Annotated in this window: 25 protein-coding genes; 13 read left to right on the top strand and 12 right to left on the bottom strand. The window is 59.0% G+C overall.

Features of this window, described 5'->3' with window-relative positions; translation table 11 throughout:
* Nucleotides 1-200: 200 nt before the first annotated feature.
* The gene (gene tyrS, locus K0B93_RS15325; RefSeq protein ID WP_219868021.1) at nucleotides 201-1,403 is read right to left on the bottom strand and encodes a tyrosine--tRNA ligase; all 1,203 of its coding nucleotides are present in this window, start codon (nucleotides 1,401-1,403) and stop codon (nucleotides 201-203) included.
* A 307-nt stretch (nucleotides 1,404-1,710) separates the two neighbouring features.
* Here tyrS and K0B93_RS15320 point away from each other — a divergent pair, with 307 nt between their 5' ends.
* Together K0B93_RS15320 and K0B93_RS15315 are read left to right on the top strand one after the other, a co-directional pair.
* The gene (locus tag K0B93_RS15320) at nucleotides 1,711-3,087 is read left to right on the top strand and encodes a peptidoglycan DD-metalloendopeptidase family protein (protein WP_219868020.1); all 1,377 of its coding nucleotides are present in this window, start codon (nucleotides 1,711-1,713) and stop codon (nucleotides 3,085-3,087) included.
* A 5-nt stretch (nucleotides 3,088-3,092) separates the two neighbouring features.
* Nucleotides 3,093-4,190, top strand: coding sequence for an anhydro-N-acetylmuramic acid kinase (locus K0B93_RS15315; protein ID WP_219868019.1), 1,098 nt, complete (start codon nucleotides 3,093-3,095; stop codon nucleotides 4,188-4,190).
* A gap of 83 nt (nucleotides 4,191-4,273) precedes the next feature.
* On the opposite strand, the gene erpA is transcribed toward K0B93_RS15315, so the two are convergent.
* From erpA to argC, 4 genes are all read right to left on the bottom strand, one after another.
* Complete coding sequence (gene erpA / locus K0B93_RS15310) at nucleotides 4,274-4,606, bottom strand: iron-sulfur cluster insertion protein ErpA (protein ID WP_219868150.1); 333 nt, start codon at nucleotides 4,604-4,606, stop codon at nucleotides 4,274-4,276.
* Nucleotides 4,607-4,691: 85 nt separating this feature from the next.
* Nucleotides 4,692-5,180 carry a bactofilin family protein gene (locus K0B93_RS15305; protein WP_219868018.1) on the bottom strand — a complete coding sequence of 163 codons (489 nt, stop codon included), beginning with the start codon at nucleotides 5,178-5,180 and terminating at the stop codon, nucleotides 4,692-4,694.
* 1 nt (nucleotide 5,181) lies between these two features.
* Nucleotides 5,182-5,922, bottom strand: coding sequence for a DUF6776 family protein (locus tag K0B93_RS15300; protein WP_219868017.1), 741 nt, complete (start codon nucleotides 5,920-5,922; stop codon nucleotides 5,182-5,184).
* A gap of 9 nt (nucleotides 5,923-5,931) precedes the next feature.
* A complete protein-coding gene (argC, locus tag K0B93_RS15295; protein ID WP_219868016.1) occupies nucleotides 5,932-6,969 on the bottom strand; it encodes an N-acetyl-gamma-glutamyl-phosphate reductase in 1,038 nt (345 codons plus the stop codon).
* Between the two features lie 155 nt (nucleotides 6,970-7,124).
* On the opposite strand from argC, the gene K0B93_RS15290 reads away from it, so the two are divergent.
* From K0B93_RS15290 to K0B93_RS15265, 6 genes are all read left to right on the top strand, one after another.
* The gene (locus K0B93_RS15290; RefSeq protein ID WP_219868015.1) at nucleotides 7,125-8,900 is read left to right on the top strand and encodes a chloride channel protein; all 1,776 of its coding nucleotides are present in this window, start codon (nucleotides 7,125-7,127) and stop codon (nucleotides 8,898-8,900) included.
* 3 nt (nucleotides 8,901-8,903) lie between these two features.
* Complete coding sequence (gene hemJ, locus K0B93_RS15285) at nucleotides 8,904-9,326, top strand: protoporphyrinogen oxidase HemJ (RefSeq protein WP_219868014.1); 423 nt, start codon at nucleotides 8,904-8,906, stop codon at nucleotides 9,324-9,326.
* A gap of 41 nt (nucleotides 9,327-9,367) precedes the next feature.
* Nucleotides 9,368-10,126: a bifunctional hydroxymethylpyrimidine kinase/phosphomethylpyrimidine kinase gene (gene thiD / locus K0B93_RS15280; protein ID WP_219868149.1), complete on the top strand. Its 759-nt coding sequence runs from the start codon at nucleotides 9,368-9,370 to the stop codon at nucleotides 10,124-10,126.
* A complete protein-coding gene (thiE, locus tag K0B93_RS15275; protein WP_219868013.1) occupies nucleotides 10,114-10,782 on the top strand; it encodes a thiamine phosphate synthase in 669 nt (222 codons plus the stop codon). The genes thiD and thiE overlap by 13 nt, the downstream gene beginning before the upstream one ends.
* Before the next feature lie 15 nt (nucleotides 10,783-10,797).
* Nucleotides 10,798-12,078, top strand: a complete 1,281-nt coding sequence (hemL, locus tag K0B93_RS15270; protein WP_219868012.1) for a glutamate-1-semialdehyde 2,1-aminomutase — start codon at nucleotides 10,798-10,800, stop codon at nucleotides 12,076-12,078.
* 341 nt (nucleotides 12,079-12,419) lie between these two features.
* Entirely contained in the window at nucleotides 12,420-13,340 is a 921-nt protein-coding gene (locus K0B93_RS15265) for a lipase family alpha/beta hydrolase (protein ID WP_219868011.1), read from the top strand.
* A gap of 35 nt (nucleotides 13,341-13,375) precedes the next feature.
* On the opposite strand, the gene K0B93_RS15260 is transcribed toward K0B93_RS15265, so the two are convergent.
* The 4 genes from K0B93_RS15260 to K0B93_RS15245 form a co-directional block, all read right to left on the bottom strand.
* Nucleotides 13,376-14,701 (bottom strand): tetratricopeptide repeat protein, encoded by a 1,326-nt coding sequence (locus K0B93_RS15260; RefSeq protein ID WP_219868010.1) that lies wholly within the window; start codon nucleotides 14,699-14,701, stop codon nucleotides 13,376-13,378.
* 146 nt (nucleotides 14,702-14,847) lie between these two features.
* Nucleotides 14,848-15,222 (bottom strand): hypothetical protein, encoded by a 375-nt coding sequence (locus K0B93_RS15255; RefSeq protein WP_219868009.1) that lies wholly within the window; start codon nucleotides 15,220-15,222, stop codon nucleotides 14,848-14,850.
* A 62-nt stretch (nucleotides 15,223-15,284) separates the two neighbouring features.
* Complete coding sequence (locus tag K0B93_RS15250) at nucleotides 15,285-15,998, bottom strand: anti-sigma factor family protein (protein ID WP_228743381.1); 714 nt, start codon at nucleotides 15,996-15,998, stop codon at nucleotides 15,285-15,287.
* Between the two features lie 4 nt (nucleotides 15,999-16,002).
* A complete protein-coding gene (locus tag K0B93_RS15245; RefSeq protein ID WP_219868008.1) occupies nucleotides 16,003-16,590 on the bottom strand; it encodes an RNA polymerase sigma factor in 588 nt (195 codons plus the stop codon).
* Between the two features lie 217 nt (nucleotides 16,591-16,807).
* On the opposite strand from K0B93_RS15245, the gene K0B93_RS15240 reads away from it, so the two are divergent.
* The gene (locus K0B93_RS15240) at nucleotides 16,808-17,743 is read left to right on the top strand and encodes a DUF4382 domain-containing protein (protein WP_219868007.1); all 936 of its coding nucleotides are present in this window, start codon (nucleotides 16,808-16,810) and stop codon (nucleotides 17,741-17,743) included.
* 54 nt (nucleotides 17,744-17,797) lie between these two features.
* Here the strand turns inward: K0B93_RS15240 and K0B93_RS15235 are convergent, their stop codons facing one another.
* The gene (locus K0B93_RS15235) at nucleotides 17,798-18,373 is read right to left on the bottom strand and encodes a tetratricopeptide repeat protein (RefSeq protein WP_219868006.1); all 576 of its coding nucleotides are present in this window, start codon (nucleotides 18,371-18,373) and stop codon (nucleotides 17,798-17,800) included.
* Complete coding sequence (gene mrcB / locus K0B93_RS15230; protein WP_219868005.1) at nucleotides 18,370-20,700, bottom strand: penicillin-binding protein 1B; 2,331 nt, start codon at nucleotides 20,698-20,700, stop codon at nucleotides 18,370-18,372. Before mrcB ends, K0B93_RS15235 begins: the two co-directional genes overlap by 4 nt.
* A 143-nt stretch (nucleotides 20,701-20,843) precedes the next feature.
* On the opposite strand from mrcB, the gene K0B93_RS15225 reads away from it, so the two are divergent.
* Both K0B93_RS15225 and K0B93_RS15220 read left to right on the top strand, forming a co-directional pair.
* Nucleotides 20,844-22,400 (top strand): bifunctional aminoglycoside phosphotransferase/ATP-binding protein, encoded by a 1,557-nt coding sequence (locus K0B93_RS15225; RefSeq protein ID WP_228743553.1) that lies wholly within the window; start codon nucleotides 20,844-20,846, stop codon nucleotides 22,398-22,400.
* 18 nt (nucleotides 22,401-22,418) lie between these two features.
* Nucleotides 22,419-22,793: a Rieske (2Fe-2S) protein gene (locus K0B93_RS15220; protein WP_219868003.1), complete on the top strand. Its 375-nt coding sequence runs from the start codon at nucleotides 22,419-22,421 to the stop codon at nucleotides 22,791-22,793.
* Here the strand turns inward: K0B93_RS15220 and sfsA are convergent.
* Nucleotides 22,777-23,508, bottom strand: coding sequence for a DNA/RNA nuclease SfsA (sfsA, locus tag K0B93_RS15215; protein ID WP_219868002.1), 732 nt, complete (start codon nucleotides 23,506-23,508; stop codon nucleotides 22,777-22,779). The two genes, K0B93_RS15220 and sfsA, sit on opposite strands and share 17 nt — an antisense overlap.
* Nucleotides 23,509-23,688: 180 nt before the next feature.
* On the opposite strand from sfsA, the gene dksA reads away from it, so the two are divergent.
* Both dksA and gluQRS read left to right on the top strand, forming a co-directional pair.
* Complete coding sequence (dksA, locus tag K0B93_RS15210) at nucleotides 23,689-24,129, top strand: RNA polymerase-binding protein DksA (RefSeq protein ID WP_219868001.1); 441 nt, start codon at nucleotides 23,689-23,691, stop codon at nucleotides 24,127-24,129.
* 61 nt (nucleotides 24,130-24,190) lie between these two features.
* Nucleotides 24,191-25,063, top strand: coding sequence for a tRNA glutamyl-Q(34) synthetase GluQRS (gene gluQRS / locus K0B93_RS15205; RefSeq protein WP_219868000.1), 873 nt, complete (start codon nucleotides 24,191-24,193; stop codon nucleotides 25,061-25,063).
* Nucleotides 25,064-25,072: the final 9 nt, after the last annotated feature.

The raw sequence follows: 25,072 nt of genomic DNA, 5'->3' as shown, positions 1-25,072 counted from the left end.
CATTCTACACCGAACCACCTCTCTGTCAACCGCTTTCTGAAGAATTTTTAAGCTCGATTTCTTCAGTACTTTCAAACGGTTATCTTTCGATTTCTGGCCCGCCTCAGTGGCGTTCCCCTCGAAAGAGATGCGCATTCTACAGACCTGCTCAGAGGTGTCAACGGCGATTCTGAAAAAAACTCAAAACCGCCGAAAATCGGTCACGCAGTAATCACCACCCGGGCGATTTTCTTCTTCCCCGCCTGGACGACGCAATCATCTCCCTCAACAAACATACGATTACCGTCGAACTGCTCACCATCTACAAAGACTGCACCGCGCTTCAGGACATCTCTGGCAGCAGCTCCGTTCTTCACCAGGTCTGCAAGACGCAAAACCGCAGCCATCGGCATTTCTGCCTGCCCTTCCAGGGAAACCTCAACCGTTGGCACATTGTCCGGGATCTCGCCAAGCGCCACGCGGTTGCCCGCGGACTTGTGCGCCGTCTTGGCCGCCTCTTCATCATGGAAGCGGGTGATGATCTCCTCGGCCAGCAGCTTTTTATAGTCCTGCGGGTTGGCACCAGCCTCGACAGCCTTGCGGAATTCCTCCACCTCAGCCAACGGGCGGAAACTCAGCAGTTCGAAATACCGCCACAGCAAGGCATCCGGCATAGAGAGAAGCTTGGTGTACATCTCGCCCGGCGAATCGTTTACCCCGACATAATTCCCCAATGACTTCGACATCTTCTGGACGCCATCCAGGCCTTCCAGAATCGGCATGGTCAGGATGGCCTGGGGCGACTGGCCGTAAGCCTTCTGCAGGATACGGCCCATCAGCAGGTTGAACTTCTGGTCGGTACCGCCCAGCTCGACGTCAGCTTCCATGGCAACCGAGTCGTAACCCTGCACCAGGGGATAGAGGAATTCGTGAATGGCAATGGGCTGCTCGGCGCGATAGCGCTTGGTGAAATCGTCCCGTTCCAACATCCGGGCAACCGTGTACTGGCCCGCCAGTTTGATCATGTCGGCCGCGCTCATCTTGCTCATCCACTCGGAGTTGAACATGACGCGCGTCTTTTCCGGATCGAGGATCTTGAACACCTGCTCTTTATAACTGACGGCATTGTCTGCAACCTGCTCCTCGGTTAATGGAGGGCGCGTCGCACTTTTTCCTGTGGGATCGCCGATCATGCCGGTGAAATCACCAATCAGGAACATGACCTCGTGGCCGAGATCCTGGAACTGCCTCAGCTTGTTGATAAGAACCGTGTGCCCAAGATGGAGGTCCGGCGCCGTGGGATCAAAGCCCGCCTTGATACGCAGGGGGCGACCTTCCTTTAGTTTTTCAACCAGCCCCTCTTCCGGAATCAGTTCGTCAACGCCGCGCTTGATTACGGCCAACGCCTCATCAATAGATGCCATGAACAACACGTCCCCAGTTTTGATCTCGATAGATTCTGACAGTTACAGACCTCTACAAAAGAAATCTGTGAGTTACCTGCACTCCTGCTAAAGTATAATCGTACAGTTTTTAAGCAATGCTGGATGAACAGGGCGGCGCATTATAGCAGTGCCGTGTGCAAAAATCCGGGGGTCATGGATCAGCAATCGTAATGTTCCATACTGTCCCACATACCGTTTATACGGTAACCTGTTTGTCTATACTTAAATAACAGCTTTAATTAGGTAGCTCAACCTACCGTAATACCGATTAAAACGGATGCGATACGTGCTTAAAATGCTCCCAAAGACACACATTACCATTGCCGCCACTGCAACGGTCGTAGTGACCGCCGCCATTCTCATGAGCCCGAGTGCCGACGTGGAAGCCAAGCGCATGTCATATGCGTTGGACCTGGAACAGGGCACTGTCTCGGACAGTGGCACGGCGGAAAAGGCCCAACCCGATATCACGGACCGCAAAGCGATAGATGAAAAGGCGCCGGTGGTGTCCGCGAACCAGAAGGCCAAGGCAGTAGAACCCGCTAAACCAACGCTTGACTGGGATACGTTCGAGATCAAGTCCGGCGACACACTATCGTCTCTGTTCAAAAAAGCCGGCTTCAATGATGGCATCATGCTCTCGGTCATTCACGGAGAAGGTGACGCCGAACAACTTCAACGTCTCTACGCGGGTGAAACCATCCGGTTTGCCAAAGGCGAGGAAGGAGATCTGGCGGCGATTGAGCTTCAGCGCAGTCTGCTCGAGTCTCTCAAAATTGAGAAAACCGAAAACGGTTTCACCGGGCAGAAGGTTATTCGCGAACCAGAGGCTCGCCCGGCGTTTGCCTCTGGCACTATTGACGGCTCCCTTTATCTGGCCGCCCGCGAGGCGGGCCTGAATGATCGCCTGACCATGGAGCTTGCGGGCATCTTCGGCTGGGAAATCGACTTTGTCTACGACGTTCGCAAAGGTGACCACTTCGAGGTCGTATACGAAGAGCTGTACCTCGACGGCGAAAAGTTCGATACCGGACGAATTCTCTCCGCCCGGTTCATCAATCGTGGCGAGGACAACACAGCCCTGCTCTACACCGACAGCAACGGCGAGAGCGATTATTACTCCCCCAACGGCAAAAGCATGCGCAAGGCGTTTCTGCGCACCCCCATCAATGCCCGGGTCTCATCGCCTTTCAATCTCCAGCGCCGTCACCCGGTGCTGGACGTCGTGCGCCCCCATGAAGGCACCGACTATGGTGCGCCGACGGGCACTCCCATCAAGGCAGCCGGATCCGGCAGGGTACATTTTGCTGGCTGGAAAGGGGGCTACGGTCGTACTGTCATCCTTCAGCACGGTGACAACATCTCGACCCTTTACGCTCACATGAGCCGTCTTGGCCGGGGCATTAAGAAAGGCACCCGGGTAAAGCAGGGTGAGACCATTGGATATGTCGGTTCATCCGGCATGGTGACCGGTCCGCACCTGCATTATGAGTTCCGCCTCAACGGTTCACCCCGCAACTCCCGGACCGTAAAGCTGCCGGATGCCAAGCCGGTGCCGTCCTCTGAGATTGCGCGCTTCAAGCGTTATACCGAGCAGCGTCTGGCCCAGTTCGACGTCTTCCGCGAGAACTACCAGCAACTCGCTCTCGCCTCAGAAGAGTAGACGCCATGGAAGCCTGGATAGGGCTCATGTCAGGCACCAGCATGGACGGCATCGACGCCGTGCTGGTGTCCTTTGATGACCAGTCGGTCAACGTGCACGCCTCGGAAACCCTGAACTACCCGGACGATCTTCGACACCGGCTTCTGGCGGTCAGCCAGAACCAGGGCACACCCGACGAGGTCGGAGAACTGGACACACTGGCCGGAGCGCTTTTCGCCGATGCCGCCAGCAGGGTCATCAAACGCTCCGGCATCTCACCCTCGGCCATCCGCGCCATCGGTTCACATGGCCAGACGATTCGTCATCAGCCTTCCGGATTCGCTCCGTTTTCCATCCAGATTGGTAATCCTGCAGTTATTGCTGAAAGAACCGGCATAACGACCATCGCCGACTTCCGGCGCCGGGATATGGCGGCGGGAGGCCAGGGTGCGCCGTTGGTCCCGGCTTTTCACAAAGCTTTCTTCAGCTCCGACCGCGAGGACCGCTGCATCCTAAACCTCGGCGGTATCGCGAACATAACCTGGATTCCCGCGGATTCGACGGAACCGGTCACCGGCTTTGATACCGGCCCGGCCAACGCGCTGATGGATGCCTGGTGCCTGAACCAGACCGGACTTCCCTACGATACCGACGGTCACTGGGCTGACGAGGGTAGCGTGAACCAGGAGCTGCTTAAGGACATGCTGTCCGACGCCTATTTTGCGAGGTCAGCCCCCAAGAGCACCGGTAAAGAAAGGTTCAATCTGGACTGGGTGAAGACCCAGGTGCAGCGGCACCCGGATATTCCGGCTGAAGACGTTCAACGTACCCTGCTGCAACTGACCGTCACGAGTATTATCCACCAGTTGCCGGCCGTACCGGCCATGAGAATCTATGCCTGCGGCGGTGGAACACGGAACCCTTTACTGATGAGGGAACTGGAGCAGGCGGTGAGCCCCGCCTCCCTGGCCGTCACTGCCGAACTCGGGCTGGATCCTCAATGGGTCGAACCGGTTGCGTTCGCATGGCTCGCACAGCAAACCCTCGCCGGCAATCCCGGCAACCTGCCGGATGTGACCGGGGCACGAGGGCCTCGGATTCTCGGTGCAATCCACCACGCCTGACGGCCCAGGCCGCAATGCCAATACAAAAAAAGGAGAGCACAATGCTCTCCTTTTTTGTTCCGTCCCTGGTCAGTCTAAACAAGTCAGATTGAAAACGAACTACCGCAGCCGCAAGTGGAACTGGCATTCGGATTCTGAACTACAAACTGAGACCCCTGAAGCCCCTCCTGATAATCGATGGTTGCGCCCACCAGGTACTGATAACTCATCGGATCCACCAGCAAGCTGACGCCATCCCGCTCGATCACGGTGTCCTCTTCATCCTGACTGTCATCGAACGAAAAACCATACTGGAAACCGGAGCAGCCACCACCCGTTACAAAGACACGGAGCTTGAGATCAGGATTTTCCTCCTCCTCAATCAACTCTCGTACTTTGGCAACGGCACTGTCACTGAAGAACAGCGGCGCGGCCATTTGTTGCTGAACTACACTCAAGTTCGCCTCCGGATCAGTTATGAACAACTCGGACGATTATGGTATTCCTGACTAAAACAATCAACTATTCGGACTTTCCACCACTCTCGACTTCAGCCTCAGCCTCTGCAGCCACAGATCTGTCGTCGGACGAAAAGCTCTCGGATTTCACTCGCGGCTTATCCTGAGTCAGCAGCCCTGCCGGTTCCCGCTGGTGGACCAGGTTACCGTTGACCGACGCACCCATCGCCATCTCAATCAGGTTGTAGTACACATTGCCGTTAATAGAGGCCTTTTCGGCCAGCTCAAGGTGAGCCGAGGCATAAACGTCGCCATGCACCGTGCCGTTGATAATGACATGGGGCGCGACAATGTCTCCGGCGATCTCACCGATCTCCGAGATCCTCAGTACGGCATCGCTGCCCTCTTCAGCTACGACTTTGCCATGGACCTTGCCATCCACGTGCAGACCGCCGGAAAACTGAACGTCGCCCTCGACCGTGGTGCGGGACGAAATCAGCGTATCAAAGTGGCCCGTTGGCCGACGCGGTTTCTGCTTTTTCTTTCCAAGCATGTCAATTCTCCGTTAAGTCATCCCAGTCAAATGTTCGTTCTGCCTGCGAGGATTTGCGGCCTTCGGCCTGGGCCACCACCTGGATCTCCAGCGGTTCGAAATCGTCCGGGAGCACCAGTAGACCTTCCACGTCCTGGAAGTAGCGGAAGCGGAATTTCACGCCGAGGTCTTCGATATCCTGAGACAGGTCGCGCAAGGCAATGACTTCTTTTTCTTCGTCGCGCAAGCCGATGACGTTCACCGCCACCACACCTGCTATGTAGCTTTTATTATTTCCCACCTGGGTCAGTACCAATTTGAAATCAAAGGCACCGGGCTGGCGATCGGGAGCCAGTGAGAAGCTGTCTACCTGAAGCCCCTTACTGGTTTCCGAGGGAGCCATGATATTTTTATAGAATGTCAGATCGGATTTCAGTGAAGCAATCCGGGTTTCAAGTTCAACGATGGTCTTTCGGGCCTGATTCAACGCCTGCTCATCGATGGCCCGGCCACGGTCCAGGTTGATCACCTGTTGTCGAGCCTCGGTGTAACTGTCCCGGAGCTTATCCAGCTCCTCTTCCAGAACGTCATTGGAGGCTTCGACGCTGGAAAATCGAAACCCGCCCTGGGCCAATCCGGCGGCATAGCCGGCAATGGCGGCAACAATGGAGAATACCAGCAGAATGGCTGTCCGCCGAAACCGGTAGCCCGGCCGGTGGCGGATCACGACATACTCTTGTGCCGGCTTGCGGTCCTGACTCACAGCAACGCCCTACGGAAGCAGCGCCGGGGCCTCGAGCCCGAGCGTTTCATTCAGATCGAACATAATGTTCATGTTCTGGATGGCCTGCCCGGCGGCGCCTTTCACCAGGTTATCGATGACTGACGAGACAATCACGATATTGCTCTGTTCCTGGCGATGGAGGGCCATCCGACACTGGTTAGCTCCGCGAACGCTGCGCGTCTCGGGATGACAGCCAAATGGCATGACATCAACAAAGGGCTCGTCCCGGAAACGGTCCTCAAAAAGCGACTGAAGCCGGTCAAACTGGCCCGGATCCTTGAGTTCCGCGTAAAGCGTCGCCTCGATGCCGCGAATCATGGGGATCAGGTGAGGCACAAACGTGATCCCGACCCCGGAGCCGGCCGCCCCGCTCAGCCCCTGACGGATTTCCGGAAGGTGACGATGACCCGAGGCACCGTAGGCCTTGAAACTCTCCCCGACCTCGCCGTGCAGCATGGCGATCTTACCCTGTCGGCCGGCACCGCTGGCGCCGGACTTGGCATCGGCAATCAATCTCGCCGGATCGACCAGGGCGTTTTCCAGTAACGGCAGGAAGCCGAGTTGAACGGCGGTCGGATAGCACCCGGGATTCGCCACCAGCTGAGCCTTTCGAATCTCTGCACGCGCCACTTCCGGCAGGCCATAAACCGCCTGCTCGGCCCACTCGGCGCTTTCGTGGGCCATACCGTACCAGTTCGCCCAAACATCCAGATCCTTCAGCCGAAAATCCGCCGACAGGTCAACAACCCGAACACCAGCGGCCATCAACTCAGGCACCATGCGCATGGCGACGCCGTGCGGCGTGGCAAAAAACACCAGGTCACAGGCTTTCAGTACGGTCGCATCTGGCTCTGAAAATGCCAGATCGTAATGCCCGCGCAAATTCGGGTACATGTCGGCCACAGGCATGCCTGCTTCCGACCGGGAGGTAATGCAACGCACTTCAACTTCCGGATGAACTGCCAGAATTCTCAGCAATTCCACACCGGTATAGCCGGTGCCACCAACGATGCCTACTTTAATCACCACTTTCTCCAGCGACGTCGTATCAGAGTTTGGACGAATAACGCCGTAGTCTACCATGATAAACCAAGGACTTATTGCAGCCCTCAGGGCGGTCGCTACAATGATGGCAGAATCGCTCCTTCACTTCATCGCACCCAACCGGAAATCCGGCGTTCATGCAAAGACTCTGGCACCAGATTACCGAGCATCTTATCCCTGTTTTCCGGCGCAGGTTATCGGGTGTCGATGCACTGCCTCAACTGGCGGTGCTCGGACTGTTATCCGGCCTGATCACCGGCGGCGTTATCCTGGTGTTCCGGCTTGCCATCGAGTGGCCCCTGGAACACTTTCTCCCCGGCGAAGGCTCTGAGTCCTTCGAAGAGCTGGACCTGCTTACCCGCGGCCTGCTGCCTCTGACCGGGGCGCTGCTGCTGGGGTTCATGCTGCATCGCCTTGCGATTCATGACCGCAAGGTGGGGATTGTGCACGTCATGGAGCGCCTGAATTACCACCAGGGGTACATTTCGCTCCGCAGCGCCATCGTGCAGTTCGTGTCCGGGGTCGCGACCGTAGTGACCGGCCAGTCTGCCGGTCGTGAAGGTCCGGCGGTCCACCTGGGCGCGGCTTTTTCAAGCCTGATGGGGCAATGGATGCGGCTGCCCAACAACAGCATCCGCACGCTGGTGGCCTGCGGTTGTGCCGCGGCGATTTCGGCCTCGTTCAACACCCCCATTTCCGGCGTTATCTTTGCCATGGAAGTGGTAATGATGGAGTACACCATTGCCGGGTTTACTCCGATCATCCTGGCGGCGGTCAGTGCGGCCATCGTGACCCAGGCCGTCTACGGCTCGGAACCCGCCTTCAGTGTGCCGGCCCTGACCATGAATTCCCTGCTGGAAATCCCTTGGGTCCTCGCCATTGCGGTCATCATTGGCATCGCCGCGGCACTTTTCATTCAACTGGTGGACACCATGGGCCGTCACCACCAGCGCCCGGTGATGCTTCGGATCGCGTTGGCAGGCCTGTTGATGGTTCCCTTTGCCATCCTGATGCCGGAAACAATGGGGATTGGCTACGACACGGTCGATGACACCATCAATGGTCAGTTGGGTTTCTGGCTGTTGCTGGGAGTCGGCGTTTCCAAGCTGTTGGTGACGTCACTCACCCTCGGACTGGGCATGCCGAGCGGCGTCATCGGCCCGACCCTGTTCATGGGAGCCACCCTTGGCGGTGCGATGGGGCTGGTGGGGGCGCAGATCTTACCCGAGCATGCCTCGTCCGTCGGGTTCTACGCCATGCTCGGCATGGGCGCGATGATGGGGGCCGTGCTGCAGGCGCCATTGGCCGCACTGATGGCCCTGATGGAATTGACCCGCAATCCGAACATCATTCTCCCGGGCATGCTGATTATCACCACCTCTACCCTGGTCACGAGTGAGGCTTTCGGCAAGAAATCGCTGTTCCTTACCATTTTGAAAAGCCAGGGGCTGAGCTACCAGAATTCGCCGGTTATCCAGGCGTTGCGACGGGTGTCCGTGGGCGCCATCATGGATCGGAGCCTTCTGCGTACGGAACGCCATCTGACCGTCGACGAAGCCAGGAAGGCGCTGAAGTCAGAGCCAAAGTGGCTGTTGGTCGAGGGCAGCAGTGGGCCCACCGCCCTGTTGCCCGCCGTCGACCTGGCGCGGTACCTGGAGGACACGGACAAGCTGGTCGCCGAGGACGAGGCTGAAGCCCCGGAATCCGTAGACCTGATGGACATTCCGGCCAATCGCCGGGATGTCGCGCCGGTCCAGTACCAGGCCACCCTCGAAGAAGCCCTTAATGTCTTCGATTCAAGCAATTCCGAGGCCCTCTACGTACAACGGCACGTAGCCCCGATGATTCAGCGGGTGTACGGGGTGATCCTGAAATCTGACATCGAAAGCTACTACCAATACCGACGGAGCTGATGAATGCTTTGGGTTAAAGCCTTCCACATTATCGCCATGGTGTGCTGGTTCGCCGGCATTTTTTACCTGCCACGATTGTTTGTATACCACGCCGCCTGCGAGGACGAGGCTGGCCGCGAACGATTCAAGGTAATGGAACGCAAGCTGTACCGGGGAATCACCACTCCCTCCATGATTGCCACGCTGATCTTCGGACTCTGGCTCATCGGTTACAATGTCTCAGGCTATTTCAGCCAGGGCTGGCTGCCCGCCAAACTGCTACTGGTGGGTGCGCTGATCGTTTACCATTTCTACTGCGGGCACCTGGTCAAGGTTTTCCGTGACGATCGAAACACCAGAAGCCACGTGTTCTACCGCTGGTTCAACGAACTGCCGGTGTTTATCCTGCTGGCGGTCGTGATCCTTGCCGTTGTCAAACCCTTCTAAGGAGTCGAGCCATCAAACGCTATACCCGACCTCAGGTTCTGATATTGTCCGGCCTTGATCCCTCCGGCGGCGCGGGCATTCAGGCTGACATTCAGGCGATTACGTCGCTGGGCTGCCATCCTCTGCCCGTCCTCACCTGCCTGACCGTGCAGGATACGACCAATGTTTATGGCGCCGAAGCGGTCGATGCCGAACTGATTCGCAAGCAATTGAAGTGTGTTGCCGACGATGCCCCGATTCACGCGATCAAAACCGGAGCCCTCGGCAACGCCGCCATTGTCGATGTGCTGGTGGAGTTTATCCACCAGCACCCGGGCATCCCGGTGATTACCGATCCGGTGATAAAGGCCGCCGGCGGTGGCGATCTTGCTGATGACGAACTGATCAACGCCATGAAACAGCGCCTGTTCCCACTGGCCGAAATGATTACCCCAAACGGGGTCGAATTAAGCATGCTGGGCGACAGCGCAAACCCGGAACAGGCCGCCCGGAACCTGCTGGAGAGTGGCTGCTCATCAGTCCTCGCGACCGGCGGGCACGGAACGGGACTGCATATCACCAATACACTCTTCAATCATGCCCCGGAGCCCATGACCTGGGAACTCGAACGTATCGGCGGCGAATATCATGGCACCGGATGCACGCTCGCTGCGGCTATTGCCGCTGGACGTGCAGCAGGCCTGTCCCAGCGTGCCGCTATCTCGCAGGCACAGAATTACGTGAACCGGGCGATCCTGCACGCGTTGGACGTGGGCAAAGGTCAGCCGGTTCCAGACCGGGGCATTCCGTGGGAACGGTGACCCAAGCCCTGCGGCCCGGACTGTATGCCATTACCGACAGCCGCCTGACGCCGCCGGAAACACTGATCGCCTCGGTTGAAGCTGCCCTGCGGGGCGGTGCCGTTCTGGTACAATACCGGAACAAGAGTGCCTCCATGGCCGAACGGCTCCGGCAGGCTCTTGACCTGCAGGCGGCCTGCTCCAACGCCGGTGTCCCGTTGCTGATAAACGACGATGTGGACCTTGCCCGGCGCTCGGGCGCGGCCGGCGTGCATCTGGGCCAGACCGACGACTCGCTGGCAAGCGCACGCCAACTATTGGGAGAAGACGCAATCATCGGCATCACCTGCCATGCGGACCTCGAACTGGCACAAACGGCCTATGCCGCAGGTGCAGATTACCTGGCCTTTGGCCGCTTCTACACCTCCGGCACCAAGCCCGATGCACCGGCGGCCGACCCGGCCGTGCTGACCGCAGCCCGGCAGTTTGACCGGCCGCTCACGGCCATTGGTGGGATTACCACCGAGAACGGTGCGCCCCTGATCCGAGCCGGTGCAGACATGCTGGCCGTCGTGGGCGGTTTGTTCGGCGGCACTCCGGACGACGTTGAGAATCGTGCCAGAGCCTTTGCCCGATTGTTCCAGCAACATCATCCACTTTTTTCAATTTCCAGATAACAGGACTACAGACCCATGACTCACTCCGAAACCCTGTTCGAAGAAGCCCAGAAATACATCCCCGGCGGCGTCAATTCCCCGGTCCGGGCTTTTCGTGGCGTGGGCGGCACCCCGGTGTTCTTCAAACACGCCGAGGGCGCTTATCTGTACGATGAGGACGACCGCCGATACATTGATTACATCGGCTCCTGGGGCCCGATGATTCTTGGCCACTCTGACCCGCGCATCAAACATGCCCTGCATGCTCAGGTGGACCTCGGTATCGGGTACGGTGCGCCCACCTCTCTCGAAACCGAAATGGCCAAAAAGGTCTGCGAGCTGGTCCCGTCGATTGACCTGGTCCGCATGGTGAACTCCGGCACCGAAGCCACCATGAGCGCCGTGCGTCTGGCCCGCGGCTACACGGGCCGGGACAAAATCGTCAAGTTCGAAGGCTGTTACCACGGCCACGTGGACTCCCTGCTGGTGAAAGCCGGTTCCGGCGCCCTGACCCTGGGCCAGCCCAACTCCCCCGGCATCCCCGCCAGCCTGGCCGAACTCACACTGACTCTCAATTTCAACGACATCGACAGCGTGCGGGAAACCTTTGCGAAGATGGGCGACGAGATCGCCGCAATTATTGTCGAGCCGGTGGCCGGTAACATGAACTGCATACCGCCCGTGCCAGGATTCCTCGAGGGACTGCGGGAGGTGTGCGACGAGCATGGGACGGTACTGATTTTTGACGAGGTCATGACCGGTTTCCGGGTATCCCTGGGTGGGGCCCAAGGCCTCTATGGGGTCACCCCAGACCTGACCGCTTTGGGCAAGGTTATCGGTGGCGGCCTGCCGGTTGGAGCCTTTGGTGGCAAGCGGGAAATCATGGAGCATATTTCGCCCCTTGGACCGGTCTACCAGGCGGGCACCCTGAGTGGCAACCCGCTGGCCATGTGTGCCGGCCTGACCACACTGAACGCCATCTCCGAACCGGGTTTTCACGACCGGCTGACGGAAAAAACCGTTGCCGTACGCGATGGCATCAAAGCTGCCGCCGACGCCGCTGGCATCCCTCTGGCCGTCCAGAGTGCCGGCGCCATGTTCGGTTTCTTTTTTACCACCGAGGAATCAGTCACCCGGTTCGATCAGGTGATGGCCTGCGATGTCGAGCGCTTCAAGAAGTTCTTCCAGGGCATGCTCAAAGAGGGCGTTTACCTGGCACCTTCAGCCTTCGAAGCCGGCTTTACCACGGCCGCGCTGTCCGACGCCGACATCGAGCACACCATCAATGCCGCGCATAAGGTCATGGCGACGCTCTGACCGCCGATCGATTGGAAACCCCACCCCCGGTCCCGCTGGCACATTCCATTGACGTGTCATGCGGGGCCAACCGGGTGACCCCTGTCACAACCTGAACACCTGCCCGGCCAAAGCGCCTCTCCGGACATTGACTTGATCCCCGGACCGCCAAACTATAGTCAGATCTCATTAGAGATAGTCTGACGGCAACAATCTAACAATCACAACACCGAAGTCAGCGCACGGAAGCCCTTATTCTGCCCTAGTAGGCAGATGCAGTAAGAGAAGCAGTCTCTGGAGCAGCCCGTTAGGTTGAGCCGCAGTTTGAATAACAAACACAACATCAAACTGTAGGAACGACAATGAAACTCTGGATCAAAGCAATGGCTCTGACCCTCGCGGTTGCGTGGTCAGCCCCCTCCGCCGCCTGGTGGTGGGACTCTACTCCCTCGAATTACACCGATACCCGTTATCCGATCGTGCTGGTACACGGCATGTTCGGGTTCGATTCCCTTGCCGGCGTGGATTACTGGTATGGCGTGGCGGAGGACCTTCGCAAGTACGGCGCGGATGTCTATACGACCCAGGTGCCGGCACTGGACAGCACCATCGCACGGGGCGAGGCCCTGTTGCCGCAAGTGCAGGCCATTGCCGCTGTGTACGGCAAGGTTAACCTGATCGGCCACAGTCACGGTGGTCCGACCGCCCGATACATTGCCCGGGTCAGACCGGATCTGGTGGCGTCGGTTACGTCCGTGGGCTCCCCCCACAAAGGCTCACCGGTGGCCGACCTGATCTACGGCTCCCCGGCCGAGAGCCTGGCGGCCTCTCTGGGCAATGCCCTGGGCGGACTCATTGATCTGCTTTCCGGTGGCGGCTACAACCAGGATCTGCGCTCGAGCCTTCGATCCCTGACCACCCAGGGCAGTGCCGAATTCAATCGCTTTGCGCCCGCGGGCATGCCCACCACATCCTGTGGCGAAGGTGCGCATTCTGCCAATGGTGTCCGGTTCTATTCCTGGGGAGGGACCGGCGTGCTTACCAACGTTCTTGATCCTTCGGATGCACTGCTGGGGACCACCAGTCTCGCCTTCGGTTTCAGTCAGAACGATGGCCTGGTGGGACGCTGCAGCAATCACTTTGGCAAAGTCATCCGGGATAACTACTTCATGAACCACCTGGATGAAGTGAATCAGGCATTGGGGCTGCACAGCCTGTTTGAAACCGATCCCAAGTCGGTATTCAAACAGCACGCCAATCGGCTGAGAAACGTCGGGCTCTGAATCTGCACCTGACTGGCCCCGGCCTCTGGCCGGGGCTAGAAACTCCCTTCCAGTGAGGCTATCAGGGTGTGGCGACGATAGTCGTAGCGGTCAATCCGGCTGTCATTGTCCTGTACCTGCCATTCTGCGCGAACCAGCCAGTTGCCAGTGAGCCGACGCTCGGCAAACACTCCTGCCTCGATCCGGCTATCAACTCGAATTTCGCTCACCAGGGCATTACCCTCGAGCAAGACGTGGGCATCCTGGTAGCGACTGTAACGGTATGCGCCGATCCACCCCAGAGTCAGATCCGGACGGAGACGGTAACGCCCCGTCAACTCCAGGGTGTGGTGCTGGGGCGACACGCTGATAAACTGGTCTCCGGCCCGAAAGTCCTTCCTGTCATTGACTTCCCATCGGTAGTCGCCGTCCAGCAACCAGCCCCTGAACCGGCGCATTGCGGACAAACGAAGCCGGTACCATTCGCCGTCGTAACCCTCGAAACCGTCGCCACCATCAACATGTGCCGCTGCCAGTGCGACCGAGCAGCGTTCCAGCACCATGAATCCACCACAGGCTGACCAACGCTGAAAACCTTCCACTCCGTAACGGCGCTCAAGCGCATCGGCATCGTACCAGGACTGACTCATGGTGAGGCTGGCCCCCTGGACCGACGACGCCAGGGTTCGTGACCAGATCAGTTCCCCCTGCAGAAGGGAGGTGTCGTATTCATCGTTGGCGGGGTAGTGACGGCCATAGGCGACGCCGCCAAGCCTTAGCCGGCCTTCGCCAAGCTCTCCAACCGTCGTTGAGGCGGCAGCCAGGACCTCACCAAAGATGCCCCCCTCACTGGTGGCAGAGGTGTCGGGCAAGCCGGCAATGTTGCTGTCGTAGCCGACGGAGGCCGCCAGGTAGCCCATACGTGAACCCCGGGAATAGTCCTCGGTGGCGTGGGGGGCCAGCTTTTCAAGCTGGACCTCGGCCAGCGCCCGAAGCTTTTCCGGCGTGCTCGGTGTCGCTACCCGCGCGAACCAGTGCCGCGCGGCGGGTTCTTTGCCCTGGGCCAGCGCGACAAGCCCGAGATTGTAACTGGCAAGGGCCTGGTGCTCCGTATTCAGAAGCTCATGAAAGGTCCGCTCGGCAGACTCATAGTCACCCAGACGGTAGTAAACCACACCCAGGTTGTAGACCAGCGAAACCGAGCTGAGACCACCGGCCCTGGCCGTCTCGAACGATTCGCGGGCCCCTTCCAGATCGCCCGACTGGAACTGCTCGACGCCAAACCTGAAGGTCTGAGCGGAAGAATCGTGTTCGGATGCAGCGACCCAGGAGGACGCCAGAGGAAGCAGCCAGCACAGAAGAGTTAGCCGAAATGCCAGCAAGGGTACTCTCCGGATCAACGAATGAGTCAGCAGGCTGGCGGAAGGACATACCAGCGCTACCGGGCGATAACGCTGGAGAGTATAGCAAGGAGGGCACTAAAAAAAGGGGAAGATCGCCTGACGATGCACAGACTCAGCCGATCGGATTACCGGTCCAGGCCTGGCGGGGTTTTACCCCGGATATCCTGTGCACGATCTTTTGCATCAGACGAGACCTCAGGGCGCTCAGGTTTCTGGGGAGCGTTAATTTTCTCCGGAAGCTCCGGCTTTTCCCGCACCGCGTCGACACTCCCTCTGGCGCCACGGGCGTCATCGGCAACAGACTGGCCGACTTCCCGACTGCTGTTCAGGCCATCTTGCGATGAATCCGGGTTCGACACCGATTTTCCCCTCTGCAATTCGGACGGGGTAGCCATGGGCAACTCAATCTCCCGGACGACGGATTCCGTTAATTCGGCATCGTCCAGAACCATGCGCATGGTGACATCAAGATCCTCTGCGGCCGCAGCGCCCAGGGACACAGACAATCCAGCGGCCATTACACAGGCACGAAGGAATACAGCAGTTCCCAAAGTACGATACATCACGACGATGGCCCCTCTTTCATTGGCATAGCGTTCTCACTCTCCGGAATCACTGCCCTGAATGTTTTCTGGCGATCACCGGTATCAAGCTTGGCAACCAGCTCTCCGGAACCGGGGAACAGAACCTTGAGAGGCAAGGACAAAACGTTCTCGCCGGCATCCAGGCTGACCTTCCAGCTCAACTCATGCTGGCCAGGCCAGGAGGCAAGCTCCACGTGGGGCGGCAGCTCAAGGGTCAGAGTGACATCTTCAAGCGCTTCACCCGAGCGGAAGGCCAGGCGGACGGTGCGCTCGGTCGGCTGACCAACCTCCGCCAGACTACTTTCGGGCTGACTCTCGCCCGCAGATTCAGCGCTCGCGACCGGCGTGTCCGGAGACGGTGACCGCTCGTCCAGCATCACACCCAGACCGATACCGAGTGCCAACGCAGCGGCTATCGCGCCACCCAGGACAGAGTGACTCCAGCCCTTGCCAGTCTCGGGCGCGCTACCGGTTGCCGCATCAAGCACCCGCGTCTCAAACCCACTCGACGGCGCGGGAATGGCAGCCTGGCGCCGTAGCGCACCGGTCAGAACCCGCTCGGATTCGAGCCAGTCACGACACAGCGAACAGGTGTGCAGATGCCGCGCAATCTCTTCAGTGCGTGCTTCTGAGAGCTCATTGTTGCTGTAAGCAGGTAGGCTTACACGAATTTCCCGACACAACATAGTCATTACCTCACTCTCCTACACGCCCGGACCCGGAGATTGGTTCCAGCTCCCGCTGCAATTTTTTTCGCAGCATTGCGCGGCATCGGTGCAGTCGGGATTTCACCGTACCGAGGGGTATTTCGAGAACCTCTGCAATGTCCTCCTGTCGCCAGCCATCGACGTCGTGCAGCAACACCAACGTGCGCTGGTCCGGAGAGAGTGTTTCCAGAACCCGGTCCAGTACCGGCCCCAGGCGTTCCTGCTCAAGCAGGGCCTCGGGACCTTCCTCCTCCGATTCGAGGCTGTCCAGCCAGTCCGCGTGGCTATCGCCATCAATCAACTCACTCAGTGGGCGATCGCCCTGACGGCCCTTGCGTCTGACCTGATCAATGAATTGTCGGTACAACACGCGGTTCAGCCACGGGCGGAGTTGTTCAACGGACTCGAGCTCTTCAAGCCTGGGGTAGAGTTTGACTACCACATCCTGAACGAGATCCTCGGCGTCGTGCTGCTGCCCCGCCAATCGATAGGCAAAACGGTACATCACTTCCAGATGTGGCTGCACAAGCGCTTCGAAACGCCGGGTCTTGGAAAGCCTGAACGGAACTAGGGACAAAACCGGTACTACCTGCGTGGTTTTTATTCGGCCCCGCAGTTTATAACAGTTACCTCCCCACTGCATTCACCGGCTGCTCCGGAAGCGGGTTCATGACTGAACCATGAGGAAACGTTAACAAAAATTGCGGAACTCTAAGGATTTCGCGAACGTGATAGTGACGTCACATAGCGATTTTTTTCGGCTATACACCAAGAAATAAACCAAGGGGGTTTATATGAAGCGTTCCATCCGTTTTTTCACCGTCTCAGCCCTGGCTGCAGGTATTGCCGCCTGCGGCGGTGGTAGCGATGGCTCAGGCTCAACCGGAACAGTTTCCTTTGACGTGACCGACGCGCCGGCCATGGAATTTTCCAATGTAACCGTGGCGTTCACCGGGATTTCCCTGAAACCCGAGAACGGCGAATGGGTCGAGTTCACTTTCGATGAGCCGAAAACCTGGGACCTCCTGGACCTGCAGGGTGGCATGAGCGAGCCGCTCATCACCGATGAAGAAGTGCCGGCCGGCCCCTACAGCGAGCTTCGCCTGCTTGTGGACACCGAAAGCTCTTTCCTCGTGCTGAAAGATCAACCCGACATCCAAAAAACCCTGGCAGTACCCTCTGGCGAGCAGAGCGGCCTGAAGCTCAAGGGTGACTTCCTGGTGGCAGCAGACACCACCACAGACTTCACCATCGACTTTGATGTCAGGAAGTCCATTGTGAACCCGCAAGGTGAATCGCTGGCAGACTACCTGGTTAAGCCGTCCCTGCGTCTGGTCAACAACCTGGAAGTGGGCTCGATCAGTGGTGAAGTGGATTATGTAACCATCAACTCCACCCGGTTGAACAGCGCCGAACTGGCCAACTGCTCAGATGGTTATGAAGGCTCCGCCTACGTCTATGAAGGCGCCGACGTAACGCCGACCGACATCAACGTGAACAGGGAAGAAGACATCGGTCCGTTGATGGCCATCCCGGTCACGGACGCCGATAACGACGGCATTCACTCCTACACTGCCGCGTTCCTGACTGCGGGCGAGTACACCGTCAGCTACAGCTGCCAGCTGGATGACAACGAGTCGGATGATTCTATCCAGTTCGAAGGTACGCAGAACGTGACGGTTGTTGTGAATACCGAAGCAAAAGCAGAGCCGATTCCGCTGGTGCAGTAACCAGAAGAATCCTCTGAACTGAAAAAGCCCCTGCCTTGGCAGGGGCTTTTTTTGTTAGAGCGCCGCAGCCCTCTCTTCGGCCTGATCTGCCCCCGCAACGTTACCACGGGCTCTTCGTATGTCCGCCAGCAATAACCAGCCCGCCCGTTGCATCTGGGCATCATTGCCAGCCAGCGAGAGACCTTTCAGGGTGAACTGCTCCGCCGCTCCCAACTGATTACTCGCCACATAAGCCTCTGAGAGCTTGAAGTAGACCTCGGCAGAACGGGGCGCAATTCGCTGGGCCCTCTCGAGCCGGGCGATGGCCGCAGGCGCGTCACCCCGGGCAAGCAGGCCGTCCGCCTCCCGAATCAGGCTGAGCGCGGCCGGAGACAGGCTCTCCCCGGAATCCCGGTAGCTTGGAGACGTACTGCGCGGGCTCGACTCCACCGGCTCGGACGTCTCCGGCTGCTCACTTTTTCGCCAAACCCTTGGCTCTTCGGGCTCACTCGTTGTTCGGGGCGGCTCCGGCGCCCTCGGTGCATCGCCACCAATGGGCACATAAATCGACTCTCCCGGCGACGAAGCACAGCCCGCAAGGGCAAGGAACGCCGTCATCGAACCGGCGCAAATCAGAAAACGCGTATTCATTGGAAAAATCCTTCAAACCAGCCTTGGATTCGACGCTGCAGGGTACCAGAACACGACACCGTTTGATCGGGTTCACTGCCGGCGATCAGTGGCACCAGCCGGGCATTGTCACAGTACTCGTCGGTCAACGCCTGCCTTTCGCTATTGACCCAGTGATAATTGACACCATCGGGAACGACCGGTGACAGGCCATGCTGGGGAACCCGGGCCATAAACCGCGACCAGACCGGCAGTGCGCCGCTGGCACCGGTCAACGACGTCGGGCCATTATCATCCCGGCCAACCCAGGCGACGGCGAGCAGATCGCCACTGAAGCCGGCAAACCAAGAATCGCGACCGTCGTCGGTGGTACCGGTCTTGCCTGCCAGGGCAAGCTCCTTCGGCAGCGTATAATAGGCTGACCGGCCGGTTCCTTCCTGCATGGTCTCCTGCATGGCGTACTGCACCAGATGCACCGCCGCCGGGTCAGCCACCTGATCAACTTCCAGGCTGTAACGGGAAAGCGCCTCACCACCGGAATCGGTTACTTCGCGAATGGTACGCAAGGGTGTATTGAAGCCGGATGTCGCCAGACCCTGGTACATCTGGGCCACGGTCACCGGATTCATGGACACCGATCCCAGCAGCATCGACGGATACTCGGAGATGCTGGAGGTGACCCCGAACTCCTGGAGGGTTTCCTTGACCACGTCCACCCCGATGTCCAGCCCTACGCGCACTGCAGGCAGGTTGTAGGAGTGCGACAGAGCCTCGTGCAGGGGTACCTCACCACGCTCCTTGGTATCGTAGTTCTTCGGTTCCCAACGCCGGCCATCATCAAACTCAAGGACAAAGGATTTATCGAGCACCGGCGTGATGAGTGTGTAGCGCTCGGGTTGCTCCAGGGCAGACAGGTAGATGAACGGTTTGATCAGCGAGCCGATAGGCCGATTGGCGTCGAGGGCCCGATTAAACCCGGCAAACTGGGGATCACGCCCACCCACCAGTGCCAATACCTCGCCGCTGTCCTTGGCCGTAACCACCAGCGCAGCCTCCAGCGCTTTCCGGGTTTCACCACTGGCCAGCCTGGGCAAGGTATCCGTCACCGCGTACTCTGCCGCGTACTGAATGGACGGATTGAGGGTCGTGAAGATGCGCAGCCCTTCGCTGCGAAGATCTTCCTCACGGTAATCCCGCGCCAGGTGTCGGCGAACCAGGTCGATATAGGCCGGATAACGGTTTTCGGAATAAGAGGGTTTTCCGCTGACCCCGAGTGGCAGCCCACGGGCGCGCGCCGCGCGCACGGAATCAATCAGGCCGGCTTCCTCCATTTCCGAGATCACGAGGTTCCGGCGCTCCGTGGCCCGGTCGGGATGGCGTCGCGGATTGTAGTAGCTAGGCCCCTTGACCATACCCACCAGGAGGGCAACCTGATGCACGTCCAGATCCTTCAGGGACTCCCCGAAATAGAACTGACTGGCCAGCCCGAAGCCGTTGATGCTGCGAGTGCCCGCCTGCCCCAGATACACCTCGTTCAGGTAGGTCTCAAGGATGTCCCCCTTCTCGTAATGCAATTCCAGAAGAATCGACATGAGGGCCTCATTGCCCTTGCGCAGCAGGGTCTGATCCCGGGTCAGGAAGAAGTTCTTGACCAGCTGCTGGGTCAGGGTGCTACCGCCCTGGACAATCTGCCCGGCGCGAATGTTGGCGAGCATGGCACGGGCTATGGAAAGCGGTGCGATTCCGAAATGGTCATAGAAGTTCCGGTCTTCTACCGCCATCAGTGTGGCCGGAAGCAGTGCCGGAACCTCCTCCAACTGCACCAGGATCCGGTCCTCCTTGTGGGACGGGTAGATTCCGCCGATCTGCGCCGGTTCCAGGCGCACAATGGGCGATGCTTCGCCGTTCAGCACCGAGAAATCCTGAACCCGGTCACCATAGATATTGAGCGCCAGCCGGCGCTTCGACTCGCTGCCATCCGGGAACCGGAATCCCCGGGTGCTGATGACAAAATGCCCGCCGCTGCGGCGATAGGTGCCGGCACGGTTACCATCCCCCTTGCGAAAGCCCGAGAGCTGGAGTTCCCGTTCCAGGGCGCCAGAACTGATACCGGCACCATCGTACAACTCCAGAGGGCGAGCGTAGACCCGGGAGGGCACTTCAAACCTTCGCCCCTCAAAGCGCGAGGTAATAACCGCGTCAAGGTATACCGTCCAGCCAACCAGCAGAACGAATCCGATGGCGGCAAAACGGCCAAAGAACCGCCAGAACCATGGTCGGCGACCGTTCCTCGGTGACTTTCGGGGTGATTTCCTGCGTGATCTGGACGATGAGCTAGATTTTTTCATGACCGGATTATAACGAAGGCCATCGCACTAAAGGCAGGCCAACTGTGTGTTATTTCTGTAATCTGGCGGCTATGATGGGCCGGTTAAAATTCAATGAGTTCAGGGAAAGTTAGGAGAACACCGTGAGCGAGACATCCTCAGAAATGCTGGTTCGGGCACTGCAGAATCCTGAGCTTTACGATCACCCAGTCAACGGATTTCAGGTCATTGAGACTCACATTTCGCAGGTTATCCTCACGGGTGACTACGCCTACAAAATCAAGAAACCGATGAATTTCGGGTTCCTGGATTTCTCGACCCTGGCCCGGCGCAAGCATTTCTGCGAGGAGGAGCTCAGGCTGAATCGCCGACTCGCCGAGCCACTGTACCTTGAGGTCCTGCCCATTACCGGCACACCAGACCAGCCAGTGCTTGGCGGGACCGGCGACGCCTTCGAGTATGCCATCAAGATGCGCCAGTTCGGACAGGACCAGTTGTTCGATCGGTTGCAGGAGCAAGGCAACCTCGATCCCTCACTGCTGACGGACCTCGCCCGACAGGTGGCCGATTTCCACGACCGGCTGCCCACGGTCCCCGACGACAAGCCCCTGGGCACCCCGGAGGCGGTGTACGCCGCCATGCAGGAGAATTTTGACCAGATTCGTCCGATGATCGACGACAAGGACCTTCTGTTGCAGCTGGATAACCTCGAAGCCTGGACCGAGACCACCTTTGAACGGCACCGCGACCTGATTGCCCAGCGCCGGGCCAATGGCCTGGTTCGCGAATGCCACGGCGACCTGCACCTGGCGAATATCACGCGTTTTGAGGACAAGGTTACGGTATTCGACTGCATCGAATTCAATGAACCGTTCCGCTGGATTGATGTGATCAACGATCTGGCGTTTCTGCTGATGGACCTTGAGTCCCGACGGGAGCAGGCCCTCAGTAACTTGGTACTCAACACCTACCTGGAATACCGGGACGATTTCGACGCACTCCCGCTGCTGCCACTCTACAAGGCTTATCGTGCCATGGTGCGGGCCAAGATCGCCCTGTTCACCATGGGCAACCCGTCTTTGAGCGATGCGGAGAAAGCCGGGCTGATGCAGCGTTACCGTGATTACGCTCAGCTGGCCGAGGATTACAGCGCCATCCCCAACCCTTACCTGCTCGCCACCACGGGCCTGTCTGCCAGCGGAAAGTCCTGCGTGTGTTCGGCCATGGCCGGCGAACTGGGCCTGATACGACTGCGGTCAGATGTGGAGCGCAAACGAATCCACGGACTGGCTCCCCTTGCAAACAGCAAATCCCCCACCCGCGGCAACCTCTACACCCCGGAAGCCACGGAGAAAACCTACCGGCGCCTCGCGGATGTTGCCGGCAACCTGCTCGCGGCCGGGCTTCCAGTGGTAATAGACGCAGCCTGCCTGAAAGAACAGGAGCGTTCCCTCTTTGCCAAGGTCGCCGAAGAGCAGGCCGTGCCTTTCGCCCTGCTGCACTGTGAGGCCCCGGAGGAATTGCGCCGGGAATGGATTCGCAAGCGTACGAACGACGCGTCCGAGGCGACCGAGGAGCTCCTGGACGAACAGCAGAGCTGGTTTGAGCCACTGACGACCGAGGAACGCAGTCACACCATCCACCTGCATACGGATCAGGAGCATGTGGCCGAGGCCGTCGCTGACCGGATTCGTCAACACTTCGGTTTTGGCCCGCGCTGACCAGGGAAGGATGCGTTCATGACCTCGACGCCAGCCAGCCCGTGGCAGCCAGTCTGCCGTCGGGACGAAATTACCGCGGAGCGAATCGTGGAGTTCCGCATTCAGCGCCCGAATGCGGAACCCGGCTCAATGCCACTGTCCGGGTTCCTGTTCCTGGACGGCGACGAGCTCCGGGCCTATGTCAATCAGTGTCCCCACCTGGGCATTGAACTGAACTGGATGCCCGGTCGGTTCATGGATTCCGACAACCTGTTCATTCAATGCTCGACCCACGGGGCGCTGTTCAAGCCCGGCACCGGCGAGTGCATCGCCGGCCCCTGCCAGGGCGACGCGCTGACCGCCCTCGATACAAGAATTGAAAACGGGGAGGTTCAGATCAGATTTCAAGAATGACCGGCACCGAATCGGTCAGGCTCATCACTCCCGTCGGGTTACCGCTCTCGCCCATTAGATCGGCCCGATAGGCAATCACCTCGACACCGGCGTCGCAGGCTTCCCTCAATAACTGTCCGTAGGTCGGATCAATATGGTCCGCCGGTCGAACGGTCTCGATGCCCGTGTGATTCACCACAAAAAACAGCACGGCCCGGTCGCCCGCGGTTACCTGAGCCATCAGTTCCCTCAGGTGTTTCTGCCCCCGGGTCGTCACCGCGTCGGGGAAAAAACCTTGACCGTTCTCCGCCAGGGTGACGTTTTTCACTTCCACCCAGGCATCCGGCTCGCTGCCATGCCCGGATAACAGAAGGTCGATACGGCTTTTCTCGGAGCCGTATTTCACTTCTGTCCGGCAAGATTCGTAGCCGGTGAGTTCGGCCACCCGGCCACTTTCCACCGCCGAGCGAGCCTGGGCGTTCGGCCGGACAGTATTGATGCACGCGAGCGCACCCGGCGCAGTTTCGACCAGCTCCCAGGTGAATTGCAGTTTGCGCTTCGGGTTATCACTCCGACTCAACCAGACCCTGGCATCGTCGGGCTGGCACCCGAGCATCGAGCCGGTGTTCGGGCAATGTGCCGTCACCTCGCTTCCGTCTGCAAGACGCACGTCTGCGAGGAAGCGCTTATATCGGCGAATCAGACGCCCTTCAACCAAAGGTTCTGGAAACTTCATGTGATCTCCGTACAAAAGTAGTTGTCACAAGGCTGGCACCCCCGTGACTAATCTGCTATTTTCCGCAAATTCCCGTTTTCAGGACGTCTGCTTCATCCAGGGTTCAACCGCTCAGCCACGGGGGCTCAGGCGGTGGGAAGCAAAGCGTTCTTGTGAAGTACAAACAAGAGGCCGGGTTCAATGGCAAACACTGCAGAACAACCACGCGAACGTTTTACTAACTTCACCCCTTACGAAATGAAGAAGGGTGAAGAGTACATGAGTGCAGACATGCTGGAGCACTTCAAGAATCTGCTGCGGCAATGGAAGCAGGAGCTGATGGAAGAAGTGGACCGCACCATGCACCACATGCAGGAAGATGCAGCAAATTACGCGGATCCCAGCGACCGCGCAACCCAGGAAGAAGAATTCAGCCTGGAACTGCGGACCCGCGATCGCGAGCGCAAACTGATCAAGAAAATCGATCAGACCATCGACCGTATCGACAAGGACGACTATGGCTTCTGCGACCAGTGCGGTGTCGAAATAGGCATCCGTCGTCTGGAAGCGCGCCCGACTGCAACCCTGTGCATCGACTGCAAAACACTCGCCGAAATTCGCGAGCGCCAGACCGGCATCTAAGCCAGGCCAACCCCCAGCAGCCGGCACCGCATTTATTGAGCTGCCGGCTGACTGACTGCCCATGACACCATCACGTTACCGGGGCCGTTTCGCGCCCTCCCCAACCGGCCCGCTGCACTTCGGCTCTCTGGTCGCGGCGTTAGCAAGCTATCTTGAAGCCCGCCAGCATCAGGGCATGTGGTTCATCCGCATTGAAGATCTGGACCCTCTGCGAGAGCCTCCCGAGGCTACCGGCCAAATTTTGCAAAGCCTTGAGGCCCACGGCCTGATGCCCGATGAGGCGGTACGCTTCCAGTCGAGACGGCACGACGCCTATCAGGCTGCCATCGAACGCCTGCTCGCCAGTGGCAATGCGTACCGCTGCGTCTGCTCGCGCAAAGAACTGAAACTTCATGGCGGCCGTCACCCCAATCACTGCCGGGAGGGCAACATCACGCCCGGTGATCGGCCGTACGCCATTCGCTTCGCGCTGAACGACGAGACCAGCCATTGGCAGGACCAGCTTCTCGGCCCCCAGGTCCAGCACGTTACGGCGGAACTGGATGATCCGGTGATTCTCCGCAAGGAGGGGTTCTACGCCTATCAACTGGCGGTGGTGATGGACGACATCGACCAGGGCATCACCGACGTGGTCCGCGGCTCCGACCTGCTGGACATGACCGCCCAGCAACAGCAGATCTACCGGGCGCTGGGCGCCGAGCCTCCCAACTGGCTGCACATTCCCGTAATTCTCAACGAACAGGGGCAGAAGCTGAGCAAGCAAACTCATGCACCGCCCCTTGATGACGACCACCCGGCGGAGAACCTGGTTCAGGCGCTGGACGCCCTGGGGCAGCAACCACCAGGGACGCTCGGCAAGGAGACTGTCGACACGATTCTTGACTGGGGCGTCAGGCACTGGCGGCGGGGAGCCATCCACCTGACATCAAGGTAAGCGACATGG

It is taken from the genome of Marinobacter sp. F4218 (assembly GCF_019443085.1).
In the GTDB taxonomy this organism is placed as follows: domain Bacteria; phylum Pseudomonadota; class Gammaproteobacteria; order Pseudomonadales; family Oleiphilaceae; genus Marinobacter; species Marinobacter albus.
Note: the sequence above shows the minus strand (reverse complement) of the source record. Positions and strands in the feature narration are given on the sequence as shown.

Coding starts and splice junctions, on each gene's coding strand:
- tyrS (WP_219868021.1), bottom strand. CDS start 1,403: ATGGCATCTATTGATGAGGCGTTGGCCGTAATCAAGCGCGGCGTTGAC.
- K0B93_RS15315 (WP_219868019.1), top strand. CDS start 3,093: ATGGAAGCCTGGATAGGGCTCATGTCAGGCACCAGCATGGACGGCATC.
- erpA (WP_219868150.1), bottom strand. CDS start 4,606: ATGGCCGCGCCGCTGTTCTTCAGTGACAGTGCCGTTGCCAAAGTACGA.
- K0B93_RS15305 (WP_219868018.1), bottom strand. CDS start 5,180: ATGCTTGGAAAGAAAAAGCAGAAACCGCGTCGGCCAACGGGCCACTTT.
- K0B93_RS15290 (WP_219868015.1), top strand. CDS start 7,125: ATGCAAAGACTCTGGCACCAGATTACCGAGCATCTTATCCCTGTTTTC.
- hemJ (WP_219868014.1), top strand. CDS start 8,904: ATGCTTTGGGTTAAAGCCTTCCACATTATCGCCATGGTGTGCTGGTTC.
- hemL (WP_219868012.1), top strand. CDS start 10,798: ATGACTCACTCCGAAACCCTGTTCGAAGAAGCCCAGAAATACATCCCC.
- K0B93_RS15265 (WP_219868011.1), top strand. CDS start 12,420: ATGAAACTCTGGATCAAAGCAATGGCTCTGACCCTCGCGGTTGCGTGG.
- K0B93_RS15250 (WP_228743381.1), bottom strand. CDS start 15,998: ATGACTATGTTGTGTCGGGAAATTCGTGTAAGCCTACCTGCTTACAGC.
- K0B93_RS15240 (WP_219868007.1), top strand. CDS start 16,808: ATGAAGCGTTCCATCCGTTTTTTCACCGTCTCAGCCCTGGCTGCAGGT.
- K0B93_RS15235 (WP_219868006.1), bottom strand. CDS start 18,373: ATGAATACGCGTTTTCTGATTTGCGCCGGTTCGATGACGGCGTTCCTT.
- mrcB (WP_219868005.1), bottom strand. CDS start 20,700: ATGAAAAAATCTAGCTCATCGTCCAGATCACGCAGGAAATCACCCCGA.
- K0B93_RS15225 (WP_228743553.1), top strand. CDS start 20,844: ATGCTGGTTCGGGCACTGCAGAATCCTGAGCTTTACGATCACCCAGTC.
- K0B93_RS15220 (WP_219868003.1), top strand. CDS start 22,419: ATGACCTCGACGCCAGCCAGCCCGTGGCAGCCAGTCTGCCGTCGGGAC.
- sfsA (WP_219868002.1), bottom strand. CDS start 23,508: ATGAAGTTTCCAGAACCTTTGGTTGAAGGGCGTCTGATTCGCCGATAT.
- dksA (WP_219868001.1), top strand. CDS start 23,689: ATGGCAAACACTGCAGAACAACCACGCGAACGTTTTACTAACTTCACC.
- gluQRS (WP_219868000.1), top strand. CDS start 24,191: ATGACACCATCACGTTACCGGGGCCGTTTCGCGCCCTCCCCAACCGGC.